Source organism: Methanothermobacter marburgensis str. Marburg (genome assembly GCF_000145295.1).
GTDB classification, from domain to species: Archaea; Methanobacteriota; Methanobacteria; order Methanobacteriales; family Methanothermobacteraceae; genus Methanothermobacter; species Methanothermobacter marburgensis.
Window position 1 is genome coordinate 1,176,882 of the sequence record NC_014408.1, and the last position, 21,287, is coordinate 1,198,168.

At 48.2% G+C, this 21,287-nt stretch carries 25 protein-coding genes; 16 read left to right on the forward strand and 9 right to left on the reverse strand.

The window, feature by feature from the left end; genetic code table 11:
• Positions 1 to 110 precede the first annotated feature (110 nt).
• Both pyrH and MTBMA_RS06220 read left to right on the forward strand, forming a co-directional pair.
• Complete coding sequence (gene pyrH, locus MTBMA_RS06215; RefSeq protein ID WP_013296084.1) at positions 111 to 785, forward strand: UMP kinase; 675 nt, start codon at positions 111 to 113, stop codon at positions 783 to 785.
• 81 nt (positions 786 to 866) lie between these two features.
• On the forward strand, positions 867 to 1,070 hold the full coding sequence (locus tag MTBMA_RS06220; RefSeq protein WP_147671685.1) for a DUF2116 family Zn-ribbon domain-containing protein: 204 nt from the start codon (positions 867 to 869) through the stop codon (positions 1,068 to 1,070).
• 19 nt (positions 1,071 to 1,089) lie between these two features.
• On the opposite strand, the gene MTBMA_RS06225 is transcribed toward MTBMA_RS06220, so the two are convergent.
• Both MTBMA_RS06225 and MTBMA_RS06230 read right to left on the reverse strand, forming a co-directional pair.
• Positions 1,090 to 1,569, reverse strand: a complete 480-nt coding sequence (locus MTBMA_RS06225; RefSeq protein ID WP_013296086.1) for a DUF308 domain-containing protein — start codon at positions 1,567 to 1,569, stop codon at positions 1,090 to 1,092.
• A gap of 121 nt (positions 1,570 to 1,690) precedes the next feature.
• On the reverse strand, positions 1,691 to 2,470 hold the full coding sequence (locus MTBMA_RS06230) for a sulfite exporter TauE/SafE family protein (protein ID WP_013296087.1): 780 nt from the start codon (positions 2,468 to 2,470) through the stop codon (positions 1,691 to 1,693).
• A 108-nt stretch (positions 2,471 to 2,578) separates the two neighbouring features.
• Between MTBMA_RS06230 and MTBMA_RS06235 the strand changes: the two genes are divergently transcribed.
• Positions 2,579 to 3,562 (forward strand): hypothetical protein, encoded by a 984-nt coding sequence (locus tag MTBMA_RS06235; protein WP_013296088.1) that lies wholly within the window; start codon positions 2,579 to 2,581, stop codon positions 3,560 to 3,562.
• A 13-nt stretch (positions 3,563 to 3,575) separates the two neighbouring features.
• Positions 3,576 to 5,333: an MJ1255/VC2487 family glycosyltransferase gene (locus MTBMA_RS06240; RefSeq protein ID WP_013296089.1), complete on the forward strand. Its 1,758-nt coding sequence runs from the start codon at positions 3,576 to 3,578 to the stop codon at positions 5,331 to 5,333.
• Between the two features lie 219 nt (positions 5,334 to 5,552).
• On the opposite strand, the gene MTBMA_RS06245 is transcribed toward MTBMA_RS06240, so the two are convergent.
• The 5 genes from MTBMA_RS06245 to MTBMA_RS06260 form a co-directional block, all read right to left on the reverse strand.
• Positions 5,553 to 6,485: a transcription initiation factor IIB gene (locus MTBMA_RS06245; RefSeq protein ID WP_013296090.1), complete on the reverse strand. Its 933-nt coding sequence runs from the start codon at positions 6,483 to 6,485 to the stop codon at positions 5,553 to 5,555.
• Positions 6,482 to 6,760, reverse strand: a complete 279-nt coding sequence (locus MTBMA_RS08915; protein WP_013296091.1) for a Gar1/Naf1 family protein — start codon at positions 6,758 to 6,760, stop codon at positions 6,482 to 6,484. The genes MTBMA_RS06245 and MTBMA_RS08915 overlap by 4 nt, the downstream gene beginning before the upstream one ends.
• Before the next feature lie 113 nt (positions 6,761 to 6,873).
• A complete protein-coding gene (locus MTBMA_RS06250) occupies positions 6,874 to 7,929 on the reverse strand; it encodes a UPF0104 family protein (protein ID WP_013296092.1) in 1,056 nt (351 codons plus the stop codon).
• 9 nt (positions 7,930 to 7,938) lie between these two features.
• Entirely contained in the window at positions 7,939 to 8,598 is a 660-nt protein-coding gene (locus tag MTBMA_RS06255; RefSeq protein ID WP_013296093.1) for an RraA family protein, read from the reverse strand.
• Between the two features lie 4 nt (positions 8,599 to 8,602).
• Entirely contained in the window at positions 8,603 to 8,896 is a 294-nt protein-coding gene (locus tag MTBMA_RS06260; RefSeq protein ID WP_013296094.1) for a DUF211 domain-containing protein, read from the reverse strand.
• A gap of 154 nt (positions 8,897 to 9,050) precedes the next feature.
• Here MTBMA_RS06260 and MTBMA_RS06265 point away from each other — a divergent pair, with 154 nt between their 5' ends.
• The 10 genes from MTBMA_RS06265 (at position 9,051) to MTBMA_RS06310 (ending at position 16,327) form a co-directional block, all read left to right on the forward strand.
• Entirely contained in the window at positions 9,051 to 9,467 is a 417-nt protein-coding gene (locus tag MTBMA_RS06265; protein WP_013296095.1) for a toprim domain-containing protein, read from the forward strand.
• 61 nt (positions 9,468 to 9,528) lie between these two features.
• Positions 9,529 to 10,674, forward strand: coding sequence for a DNA primase DnaG (gene dnaG, locus MTBMA_RS06270; RefSeq protein ID WP_013296096.1), 1,146 nt, complete (start codon positions 9,529 to 9,531; stop codon positions 10,672 to 10,674).
• 19 nt (positions 10,675 to 10,693) lie between these two features.
• A complete protein-coding gene (locus tag MTBMA_RS06275; protein ID WP_013296097.1) occupies positions 10,694 to 12,199 on the forward strand; it encodes an ATP-binding protein in 1,506 nt (501 codons plus the stop codon).
• 35 nt (positions 12,200 to 12,234) lie between these two features.
• A complete protein-coding gene (gene xerA, locus MTBMA_RS06280; RefSeq protein ID WP_013296098.1) occupies positions 12,235 to 13,170 on the forward strand; it encodes a site-specific tyrosine recombinase/integron integrase in 936 nt (311 codons plus the stop codon).
• 118 nt (positions 13,171 to 13,288) lie between these two features.
• Entirely contained in the window at positions 13,289 to 14,257 is a 969-nt protein-coding gene (locus MTBMA_RS06285; RefSeq protein WP_013296099.1) for a permease, read from the forward strand.
• Positions 14,258 to 14,270: 13 nt separating this feature from the next.
• A complete protein-coding gene (locus MTBMA_RS06290) occupies positions 14,271 to 14,501 on the forward strand; it encodes an MTH895/ArsE family thioredoxin-like protein (RefSeq protein WP_013296100.1) in 231 nt (76 codons plus the stop codon).
• A gap of 21 nt (positions 14,502 to 14,522) precedes the next feature.
• Positions 14,523 to 14,717 carry a hypothetical protein gene (locus MTBMA_RS06295; protein WP_013296101.1) on the forward strand — a complete coding sequence of 65 codons (195 nt, stop codon included), beginning with the start codon at positions 14,523 to 14,525 and terminating at the stop codon, positions 14,715 to 14,717.
• A gap of 8 nt (positions 14,718 to 14,725) precedes the next feature.
• Positions 14,726 to 15,481 carry a pyrroline-5-carboxylate reductase family protein gene (locus MTBMA_RS06300; protein ID WP_013296102.1) on the forward strand — a complete coding sequence of 252 codons (756 nt, stop codon included), beginning with the start codon at positions 14,726 to 14,728 and terminating at the stop codon, positions 15,479 to 15,481.
• A gap of 33 nt (positions 15,482 to 15,514) precedes the next feature.
• The gene (locus MTBMA_RS06305) at positions 15,515 to 15,964 is read left to right on the forward strand and encodes a universal stress protein (RefSeq protein ID WP_013296103.1); all 450 of its coding nucleotides are present in this window, start codon (positions 15,515 to 15,517) and stop codon (positions 15,962 to 15,964) included.
• A gap of 9 nt (positions 15,965 to 15,973) precedes the next feature.
• A complete protein-coding gene (locus tag MTBMA_RS06310; RefSeq protein ID WP_013296104.1) occupies positions 15,974 to 16,327 on the forward strand; it encodes an ArsR/SmtB family transcription factor in 354 nt (117 codons plus the stop codon).
• 30 nt (positions 16,328 to 16,357) lie between these two features.
• Here MTBMA_RS06310 and MTBMA_RS06315 read toward each other — a convergent pair whose 3' ends face one another.
• On the reverse strand, positions 16,358 to 17,413 hold the full coding sequence (locus MTBMA_RS06315; RefSeq protein ID WP_238523356.1) for a histidine kinase dimerization/phosphoacceptor domain -containing protein: 1,056 nt from the start codon (positions 17,411 to 17,413) through the stop codon (positions 16,358 to 16,360).
• 2 nt (positions 17,414 to 17,415) lie between these two features.
• Positions 17,416 to 18,798, reverse strand: a complete 1,383-nt coding sequence (locus MTBMA_RS06320; protein ID WP_013296106.1) for a sensor histidine kinase — start codon at positions 18,796 to 18,798, stop codon at positions 17,416 to 17,418.
• A gap of 130 nt (positions 18,799 to 18,928) precedes the next feature.
• On the opposite strand from MTBMA_RS06320, the gene MTBMA_RS06325 reads away from it, so the two are divergent.
• Positions 18,929 to 19,864, forward strand: a complete 936-nt coding sequence (locus MTBMA_RS06325) for a YbgA family protein (protein WP_013296107.1) — start codon at positions 18,929 to 18,931, stop codon at positions 19,862 to 19,864.
• Positions 19,865 to 19,874: 10 nt separating this feature from the next.
• A complete protein-coding gene (phrB, locus tag MTBMA_RS06330) occupies positions 19,875 to 21,209 on the forward strand; it encodes a deoxyribodipyrimidine photo-lyase (RefSeq protein ID WP_013296108.1) in 1,335 nt (444 codons plus the stop codon).
• Positions 21,210 to 21,287 lie beyond the last annotated feature (78 nt).

Genomic DNA, 21,287 nt, shown 5'->3' on the forward strand with positions numbered 1-21,287 from the left:
TATATGGGGCGGGGTAATTATAAAGTTTACTGGATGGCGGGAGAAAAGATATAAGTGGATTCAATCATAACTGGAAAGGAAGAGTCAACTAATTTTCGCGGTGGATCGTTATGAGAATTGTTATTACCATTGGAGGATCAATCCTGATAAGTGAATTCACACATGAAATGTTCAGGGCATATGCCGATATTCTGAATTCACTGAGGAATGAACATGAACTGTTTGTGGTTGTGGGTGGTGGCAGACCAGCCCGTGATTACATAGGGGTTGCAAGGAAGCTGGGGGCGGGGGAGGCCCAGTGCGATGATATAGGAATTGATGTCACCAGGTTAAATGCAAGGGTCCTGATAACAGCCCTGGGTGAAAGTGCGTACCCATCTGTACCTGAAAACTTCAGGGAAGCCGTCAGGTTTGCAGCTTCGGGCAGAATAGTGGTAATGGGTGGTACGGAGCCTGCCCACAGCACCGACGCAGTTGGGGCGATACTGGCTGAAACCGTTGGGGCCGACCTCATGATAAACCTCACATCGGTTGACGGTTTCTATGACAGGGACCCCCAGAAGTACCCGGATGCGAGGTTCTACCCTGAGATCAGCGCCAGTGAGATGCTGGAGCACCTCAGCGAATCTGATGTTAAGGCCGGCACCTACGAGTTCTTTGACCATACAGCCCTGAAGATGATAAAGAGGTCAGGGATAAAAACCATCATAGCCAATGGCAGTGACCCTGAGAACCTCCTGCGGGCAATCGATGGTGGGATAGGAACCACTGTTATCCCTGAATAAATGTGGAAACCTAAATTCATCAGGTGGGATAGGAACCACTGTTATCCCTGAATAAATTTAGAAGTTTAAATTCATCAAAAAATGGAGGTAAAGAGAATGGTTGAACCGCACAAGCACTGTCCTGTATGCAGCACCCCCATACCCATGGATGAGGTGACCTGTTCAGAGAGGTGCCAGGAGATCCTATCAAAGAATCAGCAGAGGGTGAGGAGAACAAGGACAATCTTCTACCTTGTATTCGCGCTTTTCATTGTGGTGTGGGTTGTGCTCTCAATAAAAAGGTAGCTGATTTTATTCGGGTGGCTCATGGTGACCTCAGCACCGCCACCCCATAAACAACAAGTATAAGACCAACTGCGACACCCACGAAGGCAGGGTTGAATGAGAGCGCCCCCATAAGGATGTATATGACCCCCAGGATGGCGCTGATTATACCGGCATTTCTTTTCAGGTAACTCTGGGAACCCGCTGCAAGTATCAGTATCGCCGCAACAAGCAGGAGGATGCCTGTAACGTAAAGCCAGACCCCGGCAAGTTGATTTATGAGGAAGACCCTGAATACCAGCATAAGGCCAACTGCGAGGGTTATAACTGCAAATATCATCCAGAGTACCCCCACCTCCATGTACCTCCTGGCCATGATGGCATTTGCAAGCATCCACACGCCAAGGCCCGAGAGCACAAGACCCGTGAGTATGCTTATGGCTGTTACACCTGAGATCGGAGATACAAGAAATACAATACCGAGAATAACCGAGAGGAGACCCATCCATTTTTTCAGCATCATCTCACCGGTCTGTTATTATGTTCATCTGATTTTATATATTTTATGAAATTTCATCTGATTTTTACATAAACCTGAGGATCACCATGAAGCCCCTGACAAGAAGCAGGACTACTCAAACCTAAAGGATCATCCTGAAGCCCGTGACAAGGAGCAGGGCTATGAAAAGGTACCTTATGTACCTCACGTCAATCCTGTGGGCCGCCATAACACCAAGACGTGAGGCCGGGACGCTCATGAATGCAATGGCCATGAACTGGACCAGGTTAACGTATCCCACAGAAAACTGGCCCCCCGGTCCGCTGAGGAGATAGGAGACTGTGCCTGATGCTGCGGTCATCGCAATCACAACCGAGGATGTCCCGACAGCCTCAAGAACATCAAAACCTCCAACCAGCACGAGGAGTGGTACGAGAACCACTCCACCACCTATGCCAAGGAGACCTGAGAGGAAACCTGCGATGAAGCCCAGTGAAATGGCGGCATTCCTCTTCCCATGGGAGGGCGAAATCCGGGACGACAGGAGGAGCTGCAGTGAAACAAGGATCAGGAGCAAACCGAATATCGCCCTTAGGACCCCTGCAGGTGATGATGTGGCAGTCAGAACCCCCAGGATGCTTCCGCATACACCGAGAGCCCCCATGGGTATGGCCCTGCCTGCATCAACACAGCCCCTCCTGTAATGTGAGTAAGCCCCTGTGAGGGCAGCTGGGAGAATAACTGCAAGGCTGGTTGCAAAGGCTGTCCTTATTGCAATATCCTCTGGTGTGCCTGAGGACTCCATTAAAAAGAAGAGCACCGGCGCTATTATGAAGCCTCCACCAACACCCAGGAGGCCCGTTGCAAGTCCAGCCACTATGCCTGTAAGAAGAAGTGCCGCAATATAGAATACCGGATCCATCTTATAACCTGAGGTGTTCAGTCATCAATCATTACCACGATTAATTTATAAGTGACAAGATCCATATCTCTCCCTGCTAATTAAATTAATTTCTTCTGGTGAATAACTTTGAGATCAGACAGATTCATGGCAGCCGGCATAATCTTCATTGCACTGGCAATCACACTCTTCACCACAGACATCCTCGACCCCATAATAACACCATTCACACACGTATTCCTCATGGGCTCCTCAGAGGGCAAGGATGTGATATTCTTCACCATAATGGGGACCATGTTCCTCCTTGCACCCCTCTTCAGGGAGGGTGGAGTTTTTGGCCCTCAAGGCCTCGATAAGAACACCTACCTCTACATCTCGGCGATTGTAGCATTTGTAACATACCTAACGGGCCTTGCAGTTGAGGTGGCAATCCGCCTTGAAATGGGCGTATCACCATTCACGACCTTCATATCAATGAACCCAGCTGCCTCAACGAGTCTGACCCACTCCCATGTATTCAAAGCAAGCCTCAGCCCCATCACGGGGCTTGTGGTGCCTGTCTCATCAGGCATCCATACAGGTTCATCACTGGCAGGTCACATCCCATTCCTTCTGCCGGTTACAATCATCTCAATCACACTGATATACATCCTTGGGCTTCTATCAACAGGTGACAGGAGGGATTTCCACGTGGCGATAGTCATATTCGCCACAGCATCCACAATAATAGGTGTAATAGACGGGGGACTCTTCTCAACCCCCGCACTTGTCGGGCTGTCCGGGATTATAGGTATGAGCGCCCTCAGGGTCCCCTTCAGCCCAGGCAACCTTAAAATCCCGGCCCTCATAATAGCCTCACTGGTGGTTCTGAGGGTGCTCCTTGGAATCATGGGGTCAGTGCCCGGGTACTATGAGGTCACCATCATTGAGCCATCCGGCACCCCCAGCCTTGAGGGGCTCCATGTTATCTCAGAGGAGAGAAAGGGTGATAAGCTGATACTGAAACTTTCACCGGAACAGAACGAGATGGTGCTCCTTGACAGGTTAACCCGCCGCCTTGATGGCAGATGCAGCGGGTTCTTCATGACATGGAACTTCTTTTCATTCTTCTGAAGGAGGATAATGGATGAAACTCAGCATAATCATACCGACCTACAATGAGGAGGAATATCTACCGGCGCTGCTTGAGAGCATAAGGGAACAGGACTTTACAGACTACGAGGTTATAGTGGCAGATGCAGACTCTGAGGATAATACCAGAAAAATTGCAGAGGAGTACGGCTGCAGGGTGGTTGAGGGTGGCATGCCCGCAGCCGGTAGAAACCGGGGGGCCGAGGTCGCCAGGGGAGAACTCCTCCTCTTTCTGGACGCCGACCTTGTCCTCACCGACGGGTACCTCAGGGATGCCGTGGAGGAATTCGAATCAGAGGACCTGGGAATCGCCATAACCCAGATGATACCCCTCTCCACCAGAAGGCGTGACAAGATACTCCACGAATTTGCAAACAGATTCATGATACTCGTTGAATCCATTAAACCCCACGGGGCAGGCTGCTATGGAATACTCACCCGTAAGGAACTTCATGAAAGGGTTGGTGGTTTCGATGAATCCCTTGACTTCGGGGAGGATACCGACTACATTGAGCGCATAGGTAAGATAGGCAGGTTCCGGGTTCTGAGGAAACCCCGACTTCTGGTATCCATAAGGAGGCTTGAAAAGGAGGGCCTCAGGAACCTGGCATTCAAGTACACAAAGAGCACGGTATATGACTTCATGGGAAAGAAGGTGAGTGCAGGTGACCTCAAATATGAATTCGGATACAGCAAGGAAAAAAGAAGGGTGCTCTACTCTGTCTGTGGTGAGGGAATGGGACACGCCATAAGGAGTGGGGTGATCCTGGACAGGCTAACAGAGGACCATGAGGTCCTCATATTTGCAAGTGACCGCGCCTACAAGTACCTGAGCAGTAAATTCGATAATGTCCATGAGATATACGGCTTCAACACGGTCTATGAGGATAACAGCGTAAATGACATCAAAACATTCGTGAAGGCCATGAAAACATTCCCCAGGGACCTCAAGGAGAACCTCAAACTCCTCTACAGGATAGCAAAGGATTTCAGGCCGGATGTTGTGGTGTCTGACTTTGAGTTCTATGCCAGTGTCATAAGCAACATGCTCAGGATACCCCTAATAAGCATAGACAACATGCACGTCATAACCCAGTGCCGGATAGAGTACCCTGAGAAATTCAGGCGGGACAAGATCAAGGCTGAGGCCGTTGTGAGGTCATTCATTGTGAGGCCCAGGCGATATCTCATAACCAGTTACTTCTTCCCTGAGGTTAAAAACCCCAAAAAGGTATCCATGTATCCTCCTGTCCTGAGAGAAGAGATAATGAATCTCGATCCTTACTATGGGGACCATGTGCTGGTCTACCAGACCAGCAGGTCAAACAGGAGGCTCACTGATATCCTGAAGAGCCTGGACAGGGAATTCATCGTATACGGCTTCGACAGGGATGAAGTGGATGGGAACCTCACCTTCAGGAGATTCAATGAGGACCAGTTCTTCAGTGACTTTGAGTCTGCGGCTGCGGTTATAACAAACGGCGGCTTCACCCTGATAAGTGAGGCCCTCTACCTGCGAAAGCCAGTGTACAGTGTTCCTGTTAAGGGACAGTTCGAGCAGATACTCAATGCGGTGTACCTTGAGAAGCTGGGCTACGGTGAATTCCATGAGGAGACAGAAAGGGAGACCCTTGAGAGGTTCCTTGGGCGACTTGACGTCTACAGACGGAACCTTGAGGAATATGATGGGGGTAACAACGAGATAATAGATGCCCTTAAGAGGGCAATAGATGAATGTTCAGGGGGATGTTAAACTGCAGAACCGTTCCTGAAGTTATTCAGCCGTTTTTCTTATTTTTAAGTTCTGAAGGGCCGATAAATTTAAAAAAATGGAATATTGTATTGTCTATCTGAAAAATCCATGATTTCAGAACCGGTATACAGAATATAAAAAATTTATTCTGAATTTCCCAAAAAACCAGAGCAAAGAAAGATTCTGATAGAAACTCATTAAAAATTGTTTCTGGTGTAACTAGAGTGTCACACCAAGATCAAGCTGCTCTGTGAGCTCCTTGTATCTGTTCCTTATTGTCACCTCGGTTACACCTGCAACCTCTGCAACGTCCCTCTGGGTCTTGCACTCCCCTAGGAGGACTGAGGCTATGTAGAGGGCTGCTGCTGCAACACCGGTGGGACCCCTGCCTGATGTGAGGCCGTTCTCCATTGCCATCTCTATGATCTCAATGGCCTTGGACTGGACCTCCCCTGAGAGGCCAAGTTCACTTGCGAACCTTGGCACGTAGTCAACAGGGGATGTTGGCGGCAGCTTTATGTTGAGTTCCCTTGTCAGGAACCTGTAGGTTCTTCCAACCTCCTTCTTGCTGACCCTTGAAACCTCTGCGATCTCATCAAGTGTTCTAGGGACATTGCAGCTTCTGCATGCCGCGTATAGTGACGCTGCAACCACCCCTTCAATGCTTCTTCCCCTGATGAGTTTGTTCTCAACGGCTCTCCTGTAGACCATTGATGCGGCTTCCCTGACGCTTCTCGGTAACCCAAGTCTTGAGGAGTCGCGGTCGAGTTCGCTCAGGGCAAATGCGAGGTTCCTCTCTGTGGCCCCTGAGATCCTTATCTTCCTCTGCCATTTCCTGAGGCGGTACCACTGGGCCCTGTTCCTTGCGGGGATGTCCCTTCCATATATGTCCTTGTTTCTCCAGTCTATCATGGTTGATAGACCCTTGTCGTGTATGGTGTAGGTTATGGGTGCCCCCACCCTTGTCCTCTTGTCACGCTGTTCATGGTCAAAGGCCCTCCATTCTGGACCCATGTCAACCAGGTTATCGTCTATGACAAGACCGCACTTTCCACATACTATTTCAGCCCTTTCGTAGTCGCCCCTGAGATCCTCGGAGCCGCACTCAGGGCATTTTGTTTCCTTCTCTATTTCAGAAACATCAGACCTCATTTTCTCCTTCGTTTCCTTCGCCCCCATTTTTTCACATTCTTTATACCCACGTATAAAGTCTCTCCAGCTCGGTTCTCAAACTTTTCAGGTTTTATTGCACGAACTGGTTTTACTGATATGTATGGATTTCGTGTTGGACCGAAGATGTCGTGCACTTTCCCTATCATTCTCCCTTCAGAAGTAAAAACAGGTGCTCCAAGCTGCGGTGTTCTGGTGGAACGTACTATGATTCTTCCCTTGCTGGAGACATGTGAAATATTCCCTAAATTCTTCATAATTCACCGAAAATTTTATATAGTGTACTCTTTACTTACTACTATATAAATGTTTCGATAATTTTATATTAAAATAGCGTTTGATGTACAGGGATGTGCATGGTTTTCCTGAGTTAATCCCCAGGGGCCATTATGTATCTCCCGTAGTACAGCGCCGCGAGAAAACCTATAATGGTGGGTGCAAAGTAACTTGCGATTCTATCAACCACACTGGCAGCCATGACATAATCAGCCCCTATCCCTGCAACAGCAAATAGACCCACAAGTATACCCTCCCTTAGTCCAAGGGATCCGGGTAGAAGCGGTAAAAGTGATATCAGGATCCCCACTGTGTAGATTATTATAAGGGGCACTGCAGGTGGTGAAACCCCAACCGCCAGGAAGCAAACATAGAGTCGGCAAACGTCAAGGGCCCACATTCCAAGCGAAACAAAAAAACCGGCTATAAAGACCCTCTTATCAGTTATCGCCGTTGAAAAGCCCTCACTGAACCTGTTTATATAGAATATGACCCTCTCATGTATTCTGGAGAAACTGATATCACCCTTCCTGAACCTTGAAACCCACTCCACAGCTCTTCTCACAACAGAAAGCGCAAGCCTCTGGGCAATATCACGGTTCATTCCTGCATAGATTGCAGCTGAGAAAAATGCGATTGTGAAAAAGATGAGAATACTCACAATAACCCTCGTCCAGATGGATATGCTCCAGGTCATGATGAGGACCGCTGAGAGAATTGATATAACCGCAAAGGGTATGAACTCAAAGACCCTGTCTGCCGTTGAAGACGCGAAGCCTATCTCAAATGGGGTCCCCTCAACCTCCCGCAGGAGGTATGCCCTCAGTGGCTCGCCACCTGCGGCCCCCGGGGTTATGTTGTTACCGAAGATGCTTGCAAAAAGAAGCATCATGAGCCTGGGAAACGAGGGAGCATCATCAACCAGGTTCAGTATAAGCCGCCATCTCACCGTCCACAGCACAAGTATAAGTGCCTCCAGAAGAAAGTTCAGTGCAAGAAAATAGGGGCTGGTCCTCTCAAGGGCCCTCAGAATATCCCCAAAGCCTGCAAATAATCCTATGATGAATATGAGAACAGCAACAGCAATGAAGGAGAGAATTATGGTACGCTTATTCTCCCCGATGTAAGCAAAAACGTCCCTCTCTCCCATGGAAACCCACTACTTCAATCCAAGAATCTCAGAAAGGGTGAAACCCTCAGCAAGTTTCTCCTTGATGGATGATTCCTTCTTTCGGATCTCCATTGCCGCACGAACAACTTCAGGTACAATTTCAGCGGGAACAACGACCACTCCAGATTCATCTCCAAATATGAGGTCTCCACTCTCAACTCTGACACCGTCGCACTCGAGTGTCACGTTTAGCCCCCCCTCTGCGAGGGGTTCCCCGGCGCATGGGACATAATCCCTGGAGAATACCGGGAAGTCAAGTTCAAGGAGGGCATCCCTATCCCTGCAGGATCCATAGACCACAGCACCTGCTATGCCCTTAGCCATGGCTGTTTTTGATGTGAGCTCCCCCCAGACAGCCATATCATCGCCATCAGTCCCTATGAAAACAACATCACCTTTACCTGCAGCGTCTATGGCCATTACCGAGGTCCCCCAGTCACCGCTTGATGTGCTTGCGGTCACAGCCCATCCGCAGAGCCGGAGGTTGTTAACGGGCTTTATGGAGGGTATAACCCCATTTATACCAGCCACCGCCTTGAGTGCATCTGAAACCTGGGGGGCCGATATGTCAGAAAGAAGCCTCAGGGGATCCCCTGGGCTGCGGAAACTTCTCAGGCGTTCAATGGGTTTTATGCCCTTTATGGCCATATAATCAATCCTGGGGAGTTGTAACTTCTTCTACCATGGTTTTTCCAGCTACAACTTCGTCAACGCTGTGAATGGAGCCCCCATAACTCTCAATGGCCCTTGTTATCTCATCAAAATCCAGGTCGTTTCCCTGAATCGTGACCTTGATGTTCTCTGTCTCCTTATCGATTTCCATGAGGGTTATGTTAACACCCTCAACGCCCCTGAGTTCACTCAGGTACTTGGCATATTCAGGTATTATGGGTTCGTGTGGTTTTAGTATATCCAGAACAATTCTTATAAGGCCCTTAGCCACCATCTTTCCTCCATGATTCTTTAAAATGATATGGGTATTATGATAGAAAGGATATTTAAATATAGTCCCATTCCAGAGCAGGACATCTGTGATTATTTTATATATCAGTATCTCCATATAAAATATAGATATTATCAAGCTACTGAAAGGGCTTAATATGTCTCTTATAAAGCTTCAGCAAATAACCCATGAAATAAATGAACTTAAATATCAAGGAGAACTTGGAGTACCCATTCTCATCGAGGGCCGGAAGGACGAGGAGGCCCTGCGGGAACTGGGTGTCGAGGGACCCTTCATAAAGGTTTCAGGTTCCATGATGGGACTTTCTGAAATCGCCCTCCGGGCAGCAAGTGCCTCGAGGGTTATCATACTTACAGATTTTGACAGGAAGGGCAGTGAACTTGCAAAAAGATTGTACACTGATATACAGAGCCTTGGAGCGAATCCAGACCTCAGAATACGGCGAAGACTCATGGGAATGACCAGAAAATACATCAAGGACATACAGAGCCTTCCATCATACATAGAAAGGCTGAAGCTGGAGGTATGCCCGTACCCCCTTGATAATATCTGAAAACTGTTATCATCATATTTTTCAATTTGATAACCAGTTCATTCCTCAAAGGAGGGTTTACATGGGAAAAGAAGAAATAAGTACAACCAAATACCTCATTCATGCTCAAATTAATGCTAACGGAATCGTTGAGAAACATGATGTTGTTGGGGCAATATTTGGACAGACTGAAGGTCTTCTCAGCAATGACCTGGATCTCAGGGAACTCCAGAAAACAGGTAGAATCGGGAGGATCAAGGTCAACATTACATCAAGGGGTGGTAAATCAAAGGGGGAGATAATCATCCCATCAAGCCTTGACCGCGTTGAAACCGCCATCCTTGCAGCTTCCCTTGAAACAATAAACCGTGTCGGACCATGTGAAGCCTACATTCAGGTCACAAAGGTTGAGGACGTCCGTGCGGTTAAACGTAAAAGGGTCGTTGAGAGGGCCAAGGAGATATACGCCAGTATGATGGAGGAGGTTACCCCTGAAAGCCTTAGAATGATCGAAGAGGTCAAGGAGGCCATGAGGGTCCATGAAATCACAGAGTACGGTGAGGAAAAGCTTCCAGCAGGGCCCAATGTTGAGACCTCAGACGCCATACTTGTGGTGGAGGGAAGATCCGACGTCCTCAACCTCCTTAAGTACGGTATAAAGAATGCCATTGCAGTTGAGGGGGTCAGTGTACCCCGAACCGTTGCCGAGCTCACAAAGAAAAAAACTGTAACGGCCTTTGTAGATGGTGACCGGGGCGGTGAACTCATCCTCAAGGAGCTCCTACAAGTGGGGGACATAGACTACGTCACAAGGGCACCCAAGGGCAAGGAGGTGGAGGACCTTGAGAAGGATGAGATCATGATGGCCCTCCGAAACAAGGTGCCGGTTGAGCAGTTCTACCATGACCTTGGGATGCAGAAGGAGAAGAAGAAATCAGAGGACAAGATGGTGCTCCTTCGGAACATCCTGAAGGAACTTGAGGGGACAGGAAATGCTGAGATACTGGATGACGCCCTCAACATACTGAAGGAGGTCAAGGTTGAGAACCTCTACGATGAACTCAGCCGCGTCAACAACCACCCCTACGCGGTGGTCTTTGATGGCGTGATAACACAGCGCCTTGTTGACCTCTCATTTGAGAAGGGCCTCAGATACCTTGTGGCTGTGAGGAGTGGGGACATTGTCAAGAAACCCCACAACCTCAAACTCATAACAGGCCACACCTGAACCCATAGAAGGCATCAAAATGTATGTCGACATGAACCGTGAGTACCTGAAGGATATAAACACAACAGAAGACGTTAAGATACCTGAAGATCCCCTTGAGAGGGTCATAGGGCATGAGGACGTCATGCCCATGATAAAGATAGCTGCAAAGCAGAGGCGGCACCTGCTTCTCGTGGGACCGCCAGGTATAGGAAAGTCCCTGCTTGCACAGGCAATATCATTTCACCTCCCTGAACCATCAGAGGAGATAACAGTTGTTCACAACCCTGAAAGGCCTGAAAGGCCATTCGTTGAGGTTAAAAGCCGTAAGGAAATAGAGGATGAAATCCTTGAGATTGAAAGGGCTGAGGGTGAACTCATAGACCCCCATAGTGTCCCCGAGGCTGTTGCGGAACGCCTGGGATTCAAGTGCATACACTGCGGCGAGTACAGCAGCGCCTACAACAGCATCTGCCCAAAATGTGGCGGTGATAAGTTCTCCCACATTAAGGCGAGGCGGAAGCACATCGGGGACCTCCTCGGTATGTTCGAGATGAGTTCAGGGAGCCTCAGCGTGCCCCAGAAGAGGGTCACAACCACCAGGATCATGGATGGTGTTGAGGAGGTTGTGATCTACGAGAGGGTTGGCGGAGACAGCATCAAGGTCCTTGATCAGAGGGCCCTTGAAAAGAGGAGGCAGATGGTTGAAGAGAAACCCAGGAACGTCATAGTCCCCCTTGAGAGGAAAACCTTCATTCAGGCCACAGGGGCAAGTGAAACCGAACTTCTGGGTGATGTACGCCACGATCCCTACGGGGGACATCCTGACCTGGGTTCCCAGCCCTATGAACGTGTGGTCCCCGGGGCAATCCACGAGGCCCATGAGGGCGTGCTCTTCATAGACGAGATAGTCCACATAGCAGGCCTTCAGAGGTTCATATTCACTGCCATGCAGGATAAGACATTCCCAATAGTCGGTAGAAACCCCCAGAGCGCCGGGAGTTCAGTTAAGGTCGATGAGGTCCCCTGTGACTTCATATTCGTGGGTGCCTGTAACATCGCTGATCTCCAGTACATACTCCCCCCTCTTCGCTCAAGGGTTCAGGGGGAGGGCTATGAGCTTCTCCTAAATACCACCATGCCTGATACCGATGAGAACAGGGCAAAAATCGCGCAGTTTGTTGCACAGGAGATAGAGCTTGATGGAAAGATACCCCATGCACGGGCTGCCGCCGTGGAACTCCTTATTGAGGAGGCAGGGAGAAGGGCCAGGGCCGTTGATGACATGGACGATGCCCTTACACTCCGCCTCAGGGACCTCGGTGGTGTTGTGAGGATGGCCGGGGACCTTGCGGTAATGGATGGCAGCGAATACATCGAGACCAAGCACATGGAGGTTGCAATAAGGAAGGCTGTTTCCATTGAGGACCAGATCCTCAGGAGGTACAAGAGTTATGAGAAGGCCCTTGAGAAGGACCTCTCAAGTTCACAGAGGATGTCACATCAAAGTTATAACAGTGAGAACATAGATCGAAGCTACATGTGATATGCCACTGATCCGCAAGATTTAAGTGGGCATTTATGGTAGATACCATGAACATGAAGAGAGAGTCAGAGGAAAAACAAGGTCTTCTTGAACGCTACAATTTCCCGGAACTCATTGAGGACTACCTTGTGGAACTTGAAATCAGGAACTACTCCCCCAACACCATCAAAACCTACAGGTCAATTGTTAAAAATTTCTACGAATTTCTGATGGAGGAAGATGACCTCTACGATGATAGAAGGGTTCTGAGGTCCTTCAAGAGGTACATACAGTACCTTAAGAGGGATAAGAATGTCACCCAGAACTATATTTATCTTGTTACCGTTGTTATCAAGAAGTTCTTTGAGTTCAGTGAAATAGACTGCCTGCAGGAGGTCAAGGCTCCCAAAAGGACGAAGTCCCTACCCAAGTCCCTCAATGAGGATGAGGTTATGAGGCTCATCAATGCCGTTGAACTCTCAGATGATGGTTCACCCATTAAGAGGTTCATAAAGACCAGGGACAGACTGATACTCTCGCTCCTTTATTCTTCGGGTCTCAGGGTCTCTGAGCTTGTTTCACTCAAGGTCAATGATATTGACATGGGTGATAGGACAATAAGGATAAGGGGTAAGGGTGATAAGGATCGTATAGTCCTGTTTGATGAAAGCACAAGGGACCTCCTTGTGGAGTACCTCAGTAGGAGGATCCATGAGAGTGAGTACCTCTTCCTCAACCGCTTCGGGGACCCCCTCACACCGAGGTACGTCCAGATGATGATAAAGAACTACGCCCGGAAGGCCGGTATAAACAAGAAGGTGACCCCACATATCCTCAGGCATTCCTTTGCAACCCATCTCCTAAAGAATGGTGTGGACATAAGGGCCATACAGCAGCTTCTGGGCCATTCAAATCTTTCAACCACCCAGATCTACACCAGTGTGGATATGCAGACCCTTAAAAATGTTTATGATCGTGCAAAGCTCCTTTAGCTTCAATCTTATTTTTCCAGCGGGTTATCTCAGTGAGTGGTGTCTGATACCAAAAATTATATAAACTACAACAGCAATCTATCCATAGATTTGAATATATTGATCTGGAGGTTAAAGGTTGTTACAGGAATTTGCCGATTATGTAACCTACAATCTCATTGGGCTTGAACCCGCGTCACACCTGGGAAGCGCTGTTAACTTCTTCATATACGACACCATAAAGATATTCATCCTCCTTGCAACACTCATATTCGTCATATCATTCATAAGGACATACATACCCCCCAACAGGGTCAGAGAGATCCTTGAAAAGAGGCACAAGTATACAGGGAACTTCATTGCAGCCCTTGTAGGTATAATAACACCATTCTGTTCATGTTCTGCGGTCCCACTATTCATAGGGTTCGTTGAGGCTGGCGTGCCCCTGGGAGCCACGTTCTCATTCCTCATATCATCACCCATGATAAACGAAATAGCAATAGTGCTCCTACTGGGACTCTTCGGATGGCAGATAACCGCATTCTACATCATATCAGGGTACATAATAGCGGTAATTGGCGGTGTGCTCATAGGAAAACTCAAAATGGAAAGCCAGCTTGAGGACTACGTCTATGAGACACTTGAGAAGATGAAGGCGCTGGGCACAGCCGATGTTGAGCTCCCTAAACCAACCCTCAGGGAAAGGTACATCATAGCAAAAAACGAAATGAAGGATATACTCCGCAGGGTCTCACCCTACATAATAGTCGCGATAGCCATAGGCGGATGGATACACGGCTATCTACCATCCGATTTCCTGCTGCAATATGCCGGTTCAGACAACATCCTAGCAGTTCCCATGGCTGTGCTCATAGGTGTCCCCCTCTATTCAAATGCAGCGGGTACCATACCCCTCATATCAGCACTCATAGAAAAGGGAATGGCCGCAGGAACCGCCCTGGCACTTATGATGTCAATAACAGCCCTATCCCTCCCTGAAATGATAATCCTCAGGAAGGTTATGAAGCCCAGGCTCCTTGGGACATTCATAGCAATACTCGCAGTCTCCATAACACTTACAGGTTACCTATTCAACCTGATAATATGATTGAGGTGATAAGATGAAGATACAGATATACGGTACAGGATGTGCAAACTGCCAGATGCTTGAGAAAAATGCAAGGGAAGCCGTTAAGGAACTGGGAATAGATGCAGAGTTCGAGAAGGTAAAGGACATGGATGAGATACTCGAAGCGGGACTCACAGCCCTCCCTGGACTTGCAGTTGACGGTGAACTCAAAATCATGGGAAGGGTAGCCTCAAAGGAGGAGATAATGAAGATCCTCTCCTGATCCACTTTTATGGTGAATTCAATGGTCAAGGAAGAAAAGGGTTTTGAGGGTAAAATAAAGGCCATGATCTCCTCAAGGGCCTGCGCATGCCAGACAGGTATCCTTGAAAAGAAAAAATCAGGCCTCAGGTATGTTAACTGCAGGGGATGCGGCAAACTATTCAAAACCGACAGGGACACAGATTACTGTATGGACTGTGAAAGAAAAATGAGATGATGATCTAAATGAAAATATCATTCATTGGTGGGGGGCGGGTAGTAAGAATAATCCTTGGAGGCCTTCAGAGGGCCGGGAGGACTCCAGAGGACGTTATGGTCTGTGACACCGATGGGAGAACACTGAAGAGTCTGGAGGAAGACTTCAGTGTTAATACATCAACCGACTGCAGAGACGCTGAGGGGGACCTGATCTTCCTGGCGCTCCACCCACCTGCCATGAAGGAGGTCCTCACCAATATAAAGCCGCCCCAGGATTCCATGGTGGTATCCCTTGCACCAAGAATAAGCATGGGTTACATGCAGAAAGCCATGAACCACCTGAAGGTTGCGAGGGTTATACCCAATGCCCCATCAATCATCAACAGGGGATACAACCCATTCTGCATATCCAGTGAAGCATCCCAATCAGATAAAGAAAATCTGAAATCAATTTTTGACGCTTTAGGAGACTTTCCAGAGGTTGATGAGGAAAAACTTGAGGCATACGCAATTATAACTGCAATGGGCCCCACCTATCTATGGTTCCAGCTGGATGAACTTGAAAGGTTGGCCGTGGAATTCGGGATGGACACCAAAGAGGCCAAGGCAGCAGTCTCATCAATGACCCTCGGTGCGGTTGAAGCATTCTACAGCTACCCTCAAAGAGATATTCTCATGGACCTGATTCCCATAAAACCCCTCTCCAGTGAAGAGGCCGAAATAAGATCCATTTACAGGGATAAACTCACGGCACTCTACCGGAACCTTAAGGAGAAACTTTAAAGTATTTATGGATGAATTATCTGGAGGTAAAAGATGTATAAACGGATACTGCTTGCAACAGATGGATCTGAATGCTCAATGAAGGCTGCGAAATACGCCATTGAAACCGCCAGGCAGAACCAGGCAGAGCTCATAGCACTCTCAGTTACTGAAACAAAGGCACTCCAGAATCTCCCGGTTGAGGAACTAACAAGGAAGGTTACAGAACTCTTCAGAAGGGAATCCGAGGAAGTCCTAGAGAGGGTTGAAGAACTGGCCAGTTCCATGGAAGGCTCAGTTAAGGTCAGAAAGATGATTCTTGAGGGACCATCTGCAGATACCATCCTCAGGGTCGCTGATGAGGAAGGTGTTGATCTCATAGTCGTTGGTGCTTCAGGAAAGCACGCCCTTGAAAGGTTCATTCTGGGGAGTGTCTCAGAGAAGGTTGTAAGGCACTCAACCGTCCCTGTACTGGTGGTCCACAGCAAAAAACAGAAATGCTAGGTAATCGTTATGAGGACATGTTCAGCAGATAAGCCAAGCCCTGAACAGATTGAGAGACTTAAGGAAAGGCTTGAAAGGCTACCTGATGATGATAAAATAGAAAGGGATGCAAATGCCCTTAAGGCCCTCGCCGACCCCACGAGGCTCAAGATAATCCATCTCCTATCTGAAGGGGAGCTCTGTGTCTGTGAAATCATGGCAGCCCTTGAAAAGCCCCAGCCAACGGTCTCACATCACCTCAACATACTCAAGAGGGCAGGTTTCCTTAAATCAGAGAAGATAGGGGTGTGGGTCCACTACATGCTATCAGATGACAGCCTCCCCTCAAAGGTCGAATACCTCCTGAATGACCTGGAATACTGAAATGGTTCTGGGCATCAAAGATTTATTTTATCATGACATTCTGTTACTGTAGACCTGTTCAGTGAATTCAAATGTAAACTTAACTCCCCTTTCAGGTTTTTCCACCCTTATATTTCCCCCAAGCTGCATGGAAAGGTTTTCAATCATCCTGAACCCAAAGGACCCCCCATCCGGGAATTTTATTCCATCAGGGAGTCCCCTTCCATCATCGGTGTATACCAGCAGGTATGAGCCATTCATTTTTTCAATGGAAATCGTTATCCTCCCCTCACCCTCAAATGCATGTTTCAGTGAATTTGATATCAGTTCCGATATTATGAGTGCCAGTGGGACCCCAGTGTCCATATTCAGGCGCACATCATCTGCCATTATATCCAGACAGACAGATGATGATGCTCCATATGATTCTAGAAGCTGGGAGGAGATGCTTCTGAGGTAATCACCAAAATCAATAATGTGGCTGCCACCTGATGGGTACGCCCTATCATGTATAACCGCAATTGACCTCAGCTGGTTAACGTAGTCCCTGAAGAAGTACTCCATGGCAGGATCCTCAGCATACCTTATCTGAAGTGAAAGGAGGCTTATGATAAGCTGAAGGTTATTTTTGACCCTGTGGTGAAGTTCTCTGAGAAGAGCTTCCTTCTCAGCTATTGACCTCTTAAGGTATTCATTCAGGGTTCTCTCACGGATGAGCCTAAGTCTGTTCCTCTTTGCCTCATGCTTGTGGATTGCCATCTCAAGGTTCACCCTGAGGTCCCTCTCATGGAATGGCTTCAGCAGGTATGCGTAGGGCTCTGTTTCACCGGCCCTCTTGATGATATCGTTGCTGCTGTAGGCTGTGAGGTATATTATGGGTACGTCCATCTTCTCTGTTATGATCCTCGCAGCCTCTATCCCATCCATTTCACCGGCAAGCATGATGTCCATTATTATGGAGTCTGGCTGGAGGTCCTCAATTCCCTCAAGGAGGTCCTCAGCCGAATGAAATATCGCAGGAACCTCATAGCCCGCACCCTCAAGTATAACCCTGATATCCTGGGCCACCAGCTCCTCGTCCTCCACAATGACAACCCTTCTCTTCATCATCAACCACCAAGATCAAATGTAATCCGGAATACTGCGCCATTCTGATTTTCTGCCGAAATTGAGCCCTTAATTCTGCTTAACATGAAATTAACCAGTCTGAGACCGAAACCTGGAGGATCTGAAAGGTCAAGGTCCTCGGGTAAGCCAGAACCATCATCGGCAATCATAAGGACCCCTGAACCTTTGAATGATTCAAGTTCAACTTTTATCTCCCCTGAATCCCCCGTACCGTGCTTTATGGCATTTGTTACAAGTTCGTTGACTATCAGACCAATGGAAACCGCTGTGTTGATCCCCACCTCAATTTCAGCCAGGTTCACCCTGAACACCACATCCCTGCCGCGGCACATGCCCTTAAGTTCACCCAGGAGTTCCTCAATGTAGTCAGATAGGTTCACGGCCATCCCGTTTCTGGAGCCATAGAACCTCTCATGTACGAGGGCTATTGAACGCACCCTGTTCTGGCACTCGGTGAATATCTCAAGGGATTTCTCATCATATATGTACCTGGACTGGAGCCTCAGGAGGCTTATGATAAGCTGAAGGTTATTCTTGACCCTGTGGTGTATCTCAGACATCAAGAATTCCTTCTCCCTCAGGGAAGCCTCCAGGGATTCTCTGATATTCTTGTCCTCTGTTATATCCTGCTTTATTCCTATCATGGATGTGGGGTTCCCGCGGGAGTCATAGAGTACCTTTGCCCTGAAGAGTACATATGCCACTGATTCATCCCTCATCACCCTGTACTCCCCCTCAAATGGCTCCTTTTTTGTGATTGAATCAATGAATGACTCCCTGTCTTCCGGGTGGATCCTTGATACCATCTCATGAAGGGTGCCCCCAAAATCCTGTTTTCTGATTCCAAGTATCCTCAGGGCCTCATCGGAACATGAAAGTGTTTCTGAATCAAAATTCCACTGCCAGCTTCCGATCTTACCTATCCTCTGAGCCTCCTTTAGCTGCCAGTGACTTTCTGCGAGGGACCTTCTTGTCCTCTCAAGTTCCCTCTCCTTTTCAACCTCCCTGAGGGCTCTTCTTATTGCAACTGGAACCTTTGAGAAGTTGCTCTTAAGAACATAATCTGTGGCCCCACTCTTAAGTGCCTTCACAGCGAATTCCTCACCTATCTTTCCACTTACGAATATGAAAGGCACATCTGGACACAGCTTGCGTGCTATTGCCAGGGCAGAGAGGCCGTCAAAGGATGGTAGTGAATGGTCAGCCAGTATAACATCTGGATTGAATTCATGAAGTGCCCTTACAAAGTCCTCCTCACCTTCAACCGTTTCTGATATGAAGTCAATTCCTGAGCGACTTATCTCCCTCTCCATCAGTTCGACGTCAAGGGGGACATCCTCAAGTATGAGAATCCTGCATGTCATCCTATCCTCTTTTAGCTATGATTCATAAATTAATGTTTTTAACAAGTCTTATTTATCCGCCACAAGCATGATCTATAACACCTAAATCTGCTGGGCAAGTCTTATTTATCTGTCTCCCTATAATATACTTATGAGAAAATTCAGAAGACCCCTCGTTGTACTCAGCCGCTGCATCGAACATGATCACTGTCGCTATGACGGCTCAATGATACCCAGTCCCTTTGTGAGGCAGTTCTCTGATTACGCTGATTTTATCACGGTCTGCCCTGAGGTTGAGATGGGTCTGGGTGTTCCAAGACCTCCAATACATATAACCATGAAAAAAGGGGAATTCAGACTTTTTCAACCCGAAACCGGCAGGGATCTGACAGAGGAGATGAATTCATTCATAACCTCATTTCTGGATTCACTGGACAAAGTCGATGGATTCATATTAAAGAACAAGTCGCCCTCCTGCGGTATAAGGAACGTTAAGGTCTACATGGGCGCCGGTAAAAGACCTGGCAGCCATGGGGTGGGGTTCTTTGGAAGGGCTGTGATGGAAAGGTTCCCCCACCTCCCCCTTGAGGATGAGGGGCGCCTCAGGAACCTGCAGATAAGGGAGGATTTCCTCATAAAGCTCTACCTGGTGAGGGACTTCCGTGCGGTGAGAGACCTGGGTGACCTCATAGAGTTCCACACATCAAACAAGCTGCTCCTCATGTCCTACAGTCCAGAGGGGCAGAGAACACTCGGGAGGATAATAGCAGATCAGAAGGATCATGATAACACCCTCAAAAGATACTCTGAAACCCTCTGCAGCGTTATAAAAGATCCGCTGAAACCTGAAAGAATCATAAACAGCCTCCTGCATGCCTTCGGCCACTTCTCATCAGAACTGAATGGAAGGGAGAAGAGTTATTTCCTTGAATCAGTTGAGGGGTACCGTAAGGGGATCATGCCACTTCTTGTGCCCCTCAGCATACTGAGGTCATGGGTCGTGAGATTCGGGGATGAGTACCTTGAGGGCCAGACCCTCTTTGAACCATACCCCCGTGAACTTGTGCCGGTAACCCTCATCGTTTGAGGTGGCGGTGATGATACATGATGAAAGGATAAGGAGCCTCAACACTGAAAAACCAGCTAGGGATGGTAAGTACGTCATCTACTGGATGCAGGCCTCGGTGAGGGCACACTGGAATCATGCCCTTGAGTATGCAATTGAAACTGCCAACAGCCTCCATAAACCGCTGATCGTCATATTTGGACTCACAGATGAATTCCCCAATGCCAACTCCCGCCACTACAGATTCCTCATAGAGGGTTTGAGGGATGTTGGGGATGCTCTCATGAAGAGGGGTGCGAGGCTCGTGGTTGAAAATGAAAGGCCCCCCTCAGCTGTCATGAGATACTCAGATGAGGCCTCGGCAGTGGTGGTGGACAGAGGATACCTTGACATTCAGAAAGAATGGGTGGATGAACTCGCTGAATCACTCCACGTCCCCCTGATGCAGGTTGAAAGCAACGTTATAGTACCCGTTGAAACAGCCTCCCCCAAGGAGGAGTATTCCGCAGGGACCTTCAGGCCAAAGATAACAAGGGAGCTTGAAAGGTTCATGGTTCCACTCAAGGAGCGAAGGCTGGCTGTGGATTCCCTTGACCTTGACCCTGGCCCTGATCTTAATGATGTCACCGGAAAATTCAGGGCCTCTGAGGAACTGGAACCCTCCATCTTCAGTGGTGGGGCCTCTGAGGCAATAAGGCTATTTGATGAGTTTCTTTCAGAAAAACTTGCATGCTTTGAGAAGTACAGGAATGACCCTGTGAAGAACTGCCTATCAAATATGAGCCCGTACCTTCATTTCGGACATATATCACCGCTTTACCTTGCCATGAAAGCATCAAAGACGGGTGAATGCCCTGAATTCCTTGAGGAACTCATTGTGAGAAGGGAACTCAGCATGAACTTCGTGCACTACAGTGATAATTACAGCAGCATAAGGTGTCTTCCTGAGTGGGCCCAGAAAACCCTCATGGAGCACGCAAGGGACCCCAAGGAATACGAATACACCCTCAGGGAATTTGAGGAGGCCAGAACCCATGACCCCTACTGGAACGCCGCCCAGAAGGAGATGGTTATCACCGGGAAGATGCACGGTTACATGAGAATGTACTGGGGCAAAAAGATCCTGGAATGGACAGATCACCCTGAAAGGGCCTACGACATAGCAATTTACCTCAATGATAAATATGAGATAGATGGAAGGGACCCCAATGGCTTCACAGGGGTTGCCTGGTGTTTCGGTAAACATGACAGGGCCTGGGCCGAAAGGGAGATATTCGGAAAGGTAAGGTACATGAATGACCGTGGACTTGAACGAAAATTTCGGATAGGTGAATATGTGAGGAGAGTTCAGGAGCTGGAAGAGTAAATGACGCACACATTATTTTATCACAGAGAACATTCCACAGAACAAACACCTAATGAAAAACCCTCACCCAGCAAAACT

Coding starts and splice junctions, on each gene's coding strand:
- MTBMA_RS06225 (WP_013296086.1), bottom strand. CDS start 1,569: ATGCTGAAAAAATGGATGGGTCTCCTCTCGGTTATTCTCGGTATTGTA.
- MTBMA_RS06320 (WP_013296106.1), bottom strand. CDS start 18,798: ATGACATGCAGGATTCTCATACTTGAGGATGTCCCCCTTGACGTCGAA.
- MTBMA_RS06315 (WP_238523356.1), bottom strand. CDS start 17,413: ATGAAGAGAAGGGTTGTCATTGTGGAGGACGAGGAGCTGGTGGCCCAG.
- MTBMA_RS06250 (WP_013296092.1), bottom strand. CDS start 7,929: ATGGGAGAGAGGGACGTTTTTGCTTACATCGGGGAGAATAAGCGTACC.
- MTBMA_RS06255 (WP_013296093.1), bottom strand. CDS start 8,598: ATGGCCATAAAGGGCATAAAACCCATTGAACGCCTGAGAAGTTTCCGC.
- MTBMA_RS06310 (WP_013296104.1), top strand. CDS start 15,974: ATGAGGACATGTTCAGCAGATAAGCCAAGCCCTGAACAGATTGAGAGA.
- xerA (WP_013296098.1), top strand. CDS start 12,235: ATGGTAGATACCATGAACATGAAGAGAGAGTCAGAGGAAAAACAAGGT.
- MTBMA_RS06300 (WP_013296102.1), top strand. CDS start 14,726: ATGAAAATATCATTCATTGGTGGGGGGCGGGTAGTAAGAATAATCCTT.
- MTBMA_RS06295 (WP_013296101.1), top strand. CDS start 14,523: ATGGTCAAGGAAGAAAAGGGTTTTGAGGGTAAAATAAAGGCCATGATC.
- dnaG (WP_013296096.1), top strand. CDS start 9,529: ATGGGAAAAGAAGAAATAAGTACAACCAAATACCTCATTCATGCTCAA.
- MTBMA_RS06325 (WP_013296107.1), top strand. CDS start 18,929: ATGAGAAAATTCAGAAGACCCCTCGTTGTACTCAGCCGCTGCATCGAA.
- MTBMA_RS06220 (WP_147671685.1), top strand. CDS start 867: ATGGAGGTAAAGAGAATGGTTGAACCGCACAAGCACTGTCCTGTATGC.
- MTBMA_RS06265 (WP_013296095.1), top strand. CDS start 9,051: ATGTCTCTTATAAAGCTTCAGCAAATAACCCATGAAATAAATGAACTT.
- MTBMA_RS06230 (WP_013296087.1), bottom strand. CDS start 2,470: ATGGATCCGGTATTCTATATTGCGGCACTTCTTCTTACAGGCATAGTG.
- pyrH (WP_013296084.1), top strand. CDS start 111: ATGAGAATTGTTATTACCATTGGAGGATCAATCCTGATAAGTGAATTC.
- MTBMA_RS06245 (WP_013296090.1), bottom strand. CDS start 6,485: ATGAGGTCTGATGTTTCTGAAATAGAGAAGGAAACAAAATGCCCTGAG.
- phrB (WP_013296108.1), top strand. CDS start 19,875: ATGATACATGATGAAAGGATAAGGAGCCTCAACACTGAAAAACCAGCT.
- MTBMA_RS06260 (WP_013296094.1), bottom strand. CDS start 8,896: ATGGTGGCTAAGGGCCTTATAAGAATTGTTCTGGATATACTAAAACCA.
- MTBMA_RS08915 (WP_013296091.1), bottom strand. CDS start 6,760: ATGAAGAATTTAGGGAATATTTCACATGTCTCCAGCAAGGGAAGAATC.
- MTBMA_RS06290 (WP_013296100.1), top strand. CDS start 14,271: ATGAAGATACAGATATACGGTACAGGATGTGCAAACTGCCAGATGCTT.
- MTBMA_RS06305 (WP_013296103.1), top strand. CDS start 15,515: ATGTATAAACGGATACTGCTTGCAACAGATGGATCTGAATGCTCAATG.
- MTBMA_RS06240 (WP_013296089.1), top strand. CDS start 3,576: ATGAAACTCAGCATAATCATACCGACCTACAATGAGGAGGAATATCTA.
- MTBMA_RS06275 (WP_013296097.1), top strand. CDS start 10,694: ATGTATGTCGACATGAACCGTGAGTACCTGAAGGATATAAACACAACA.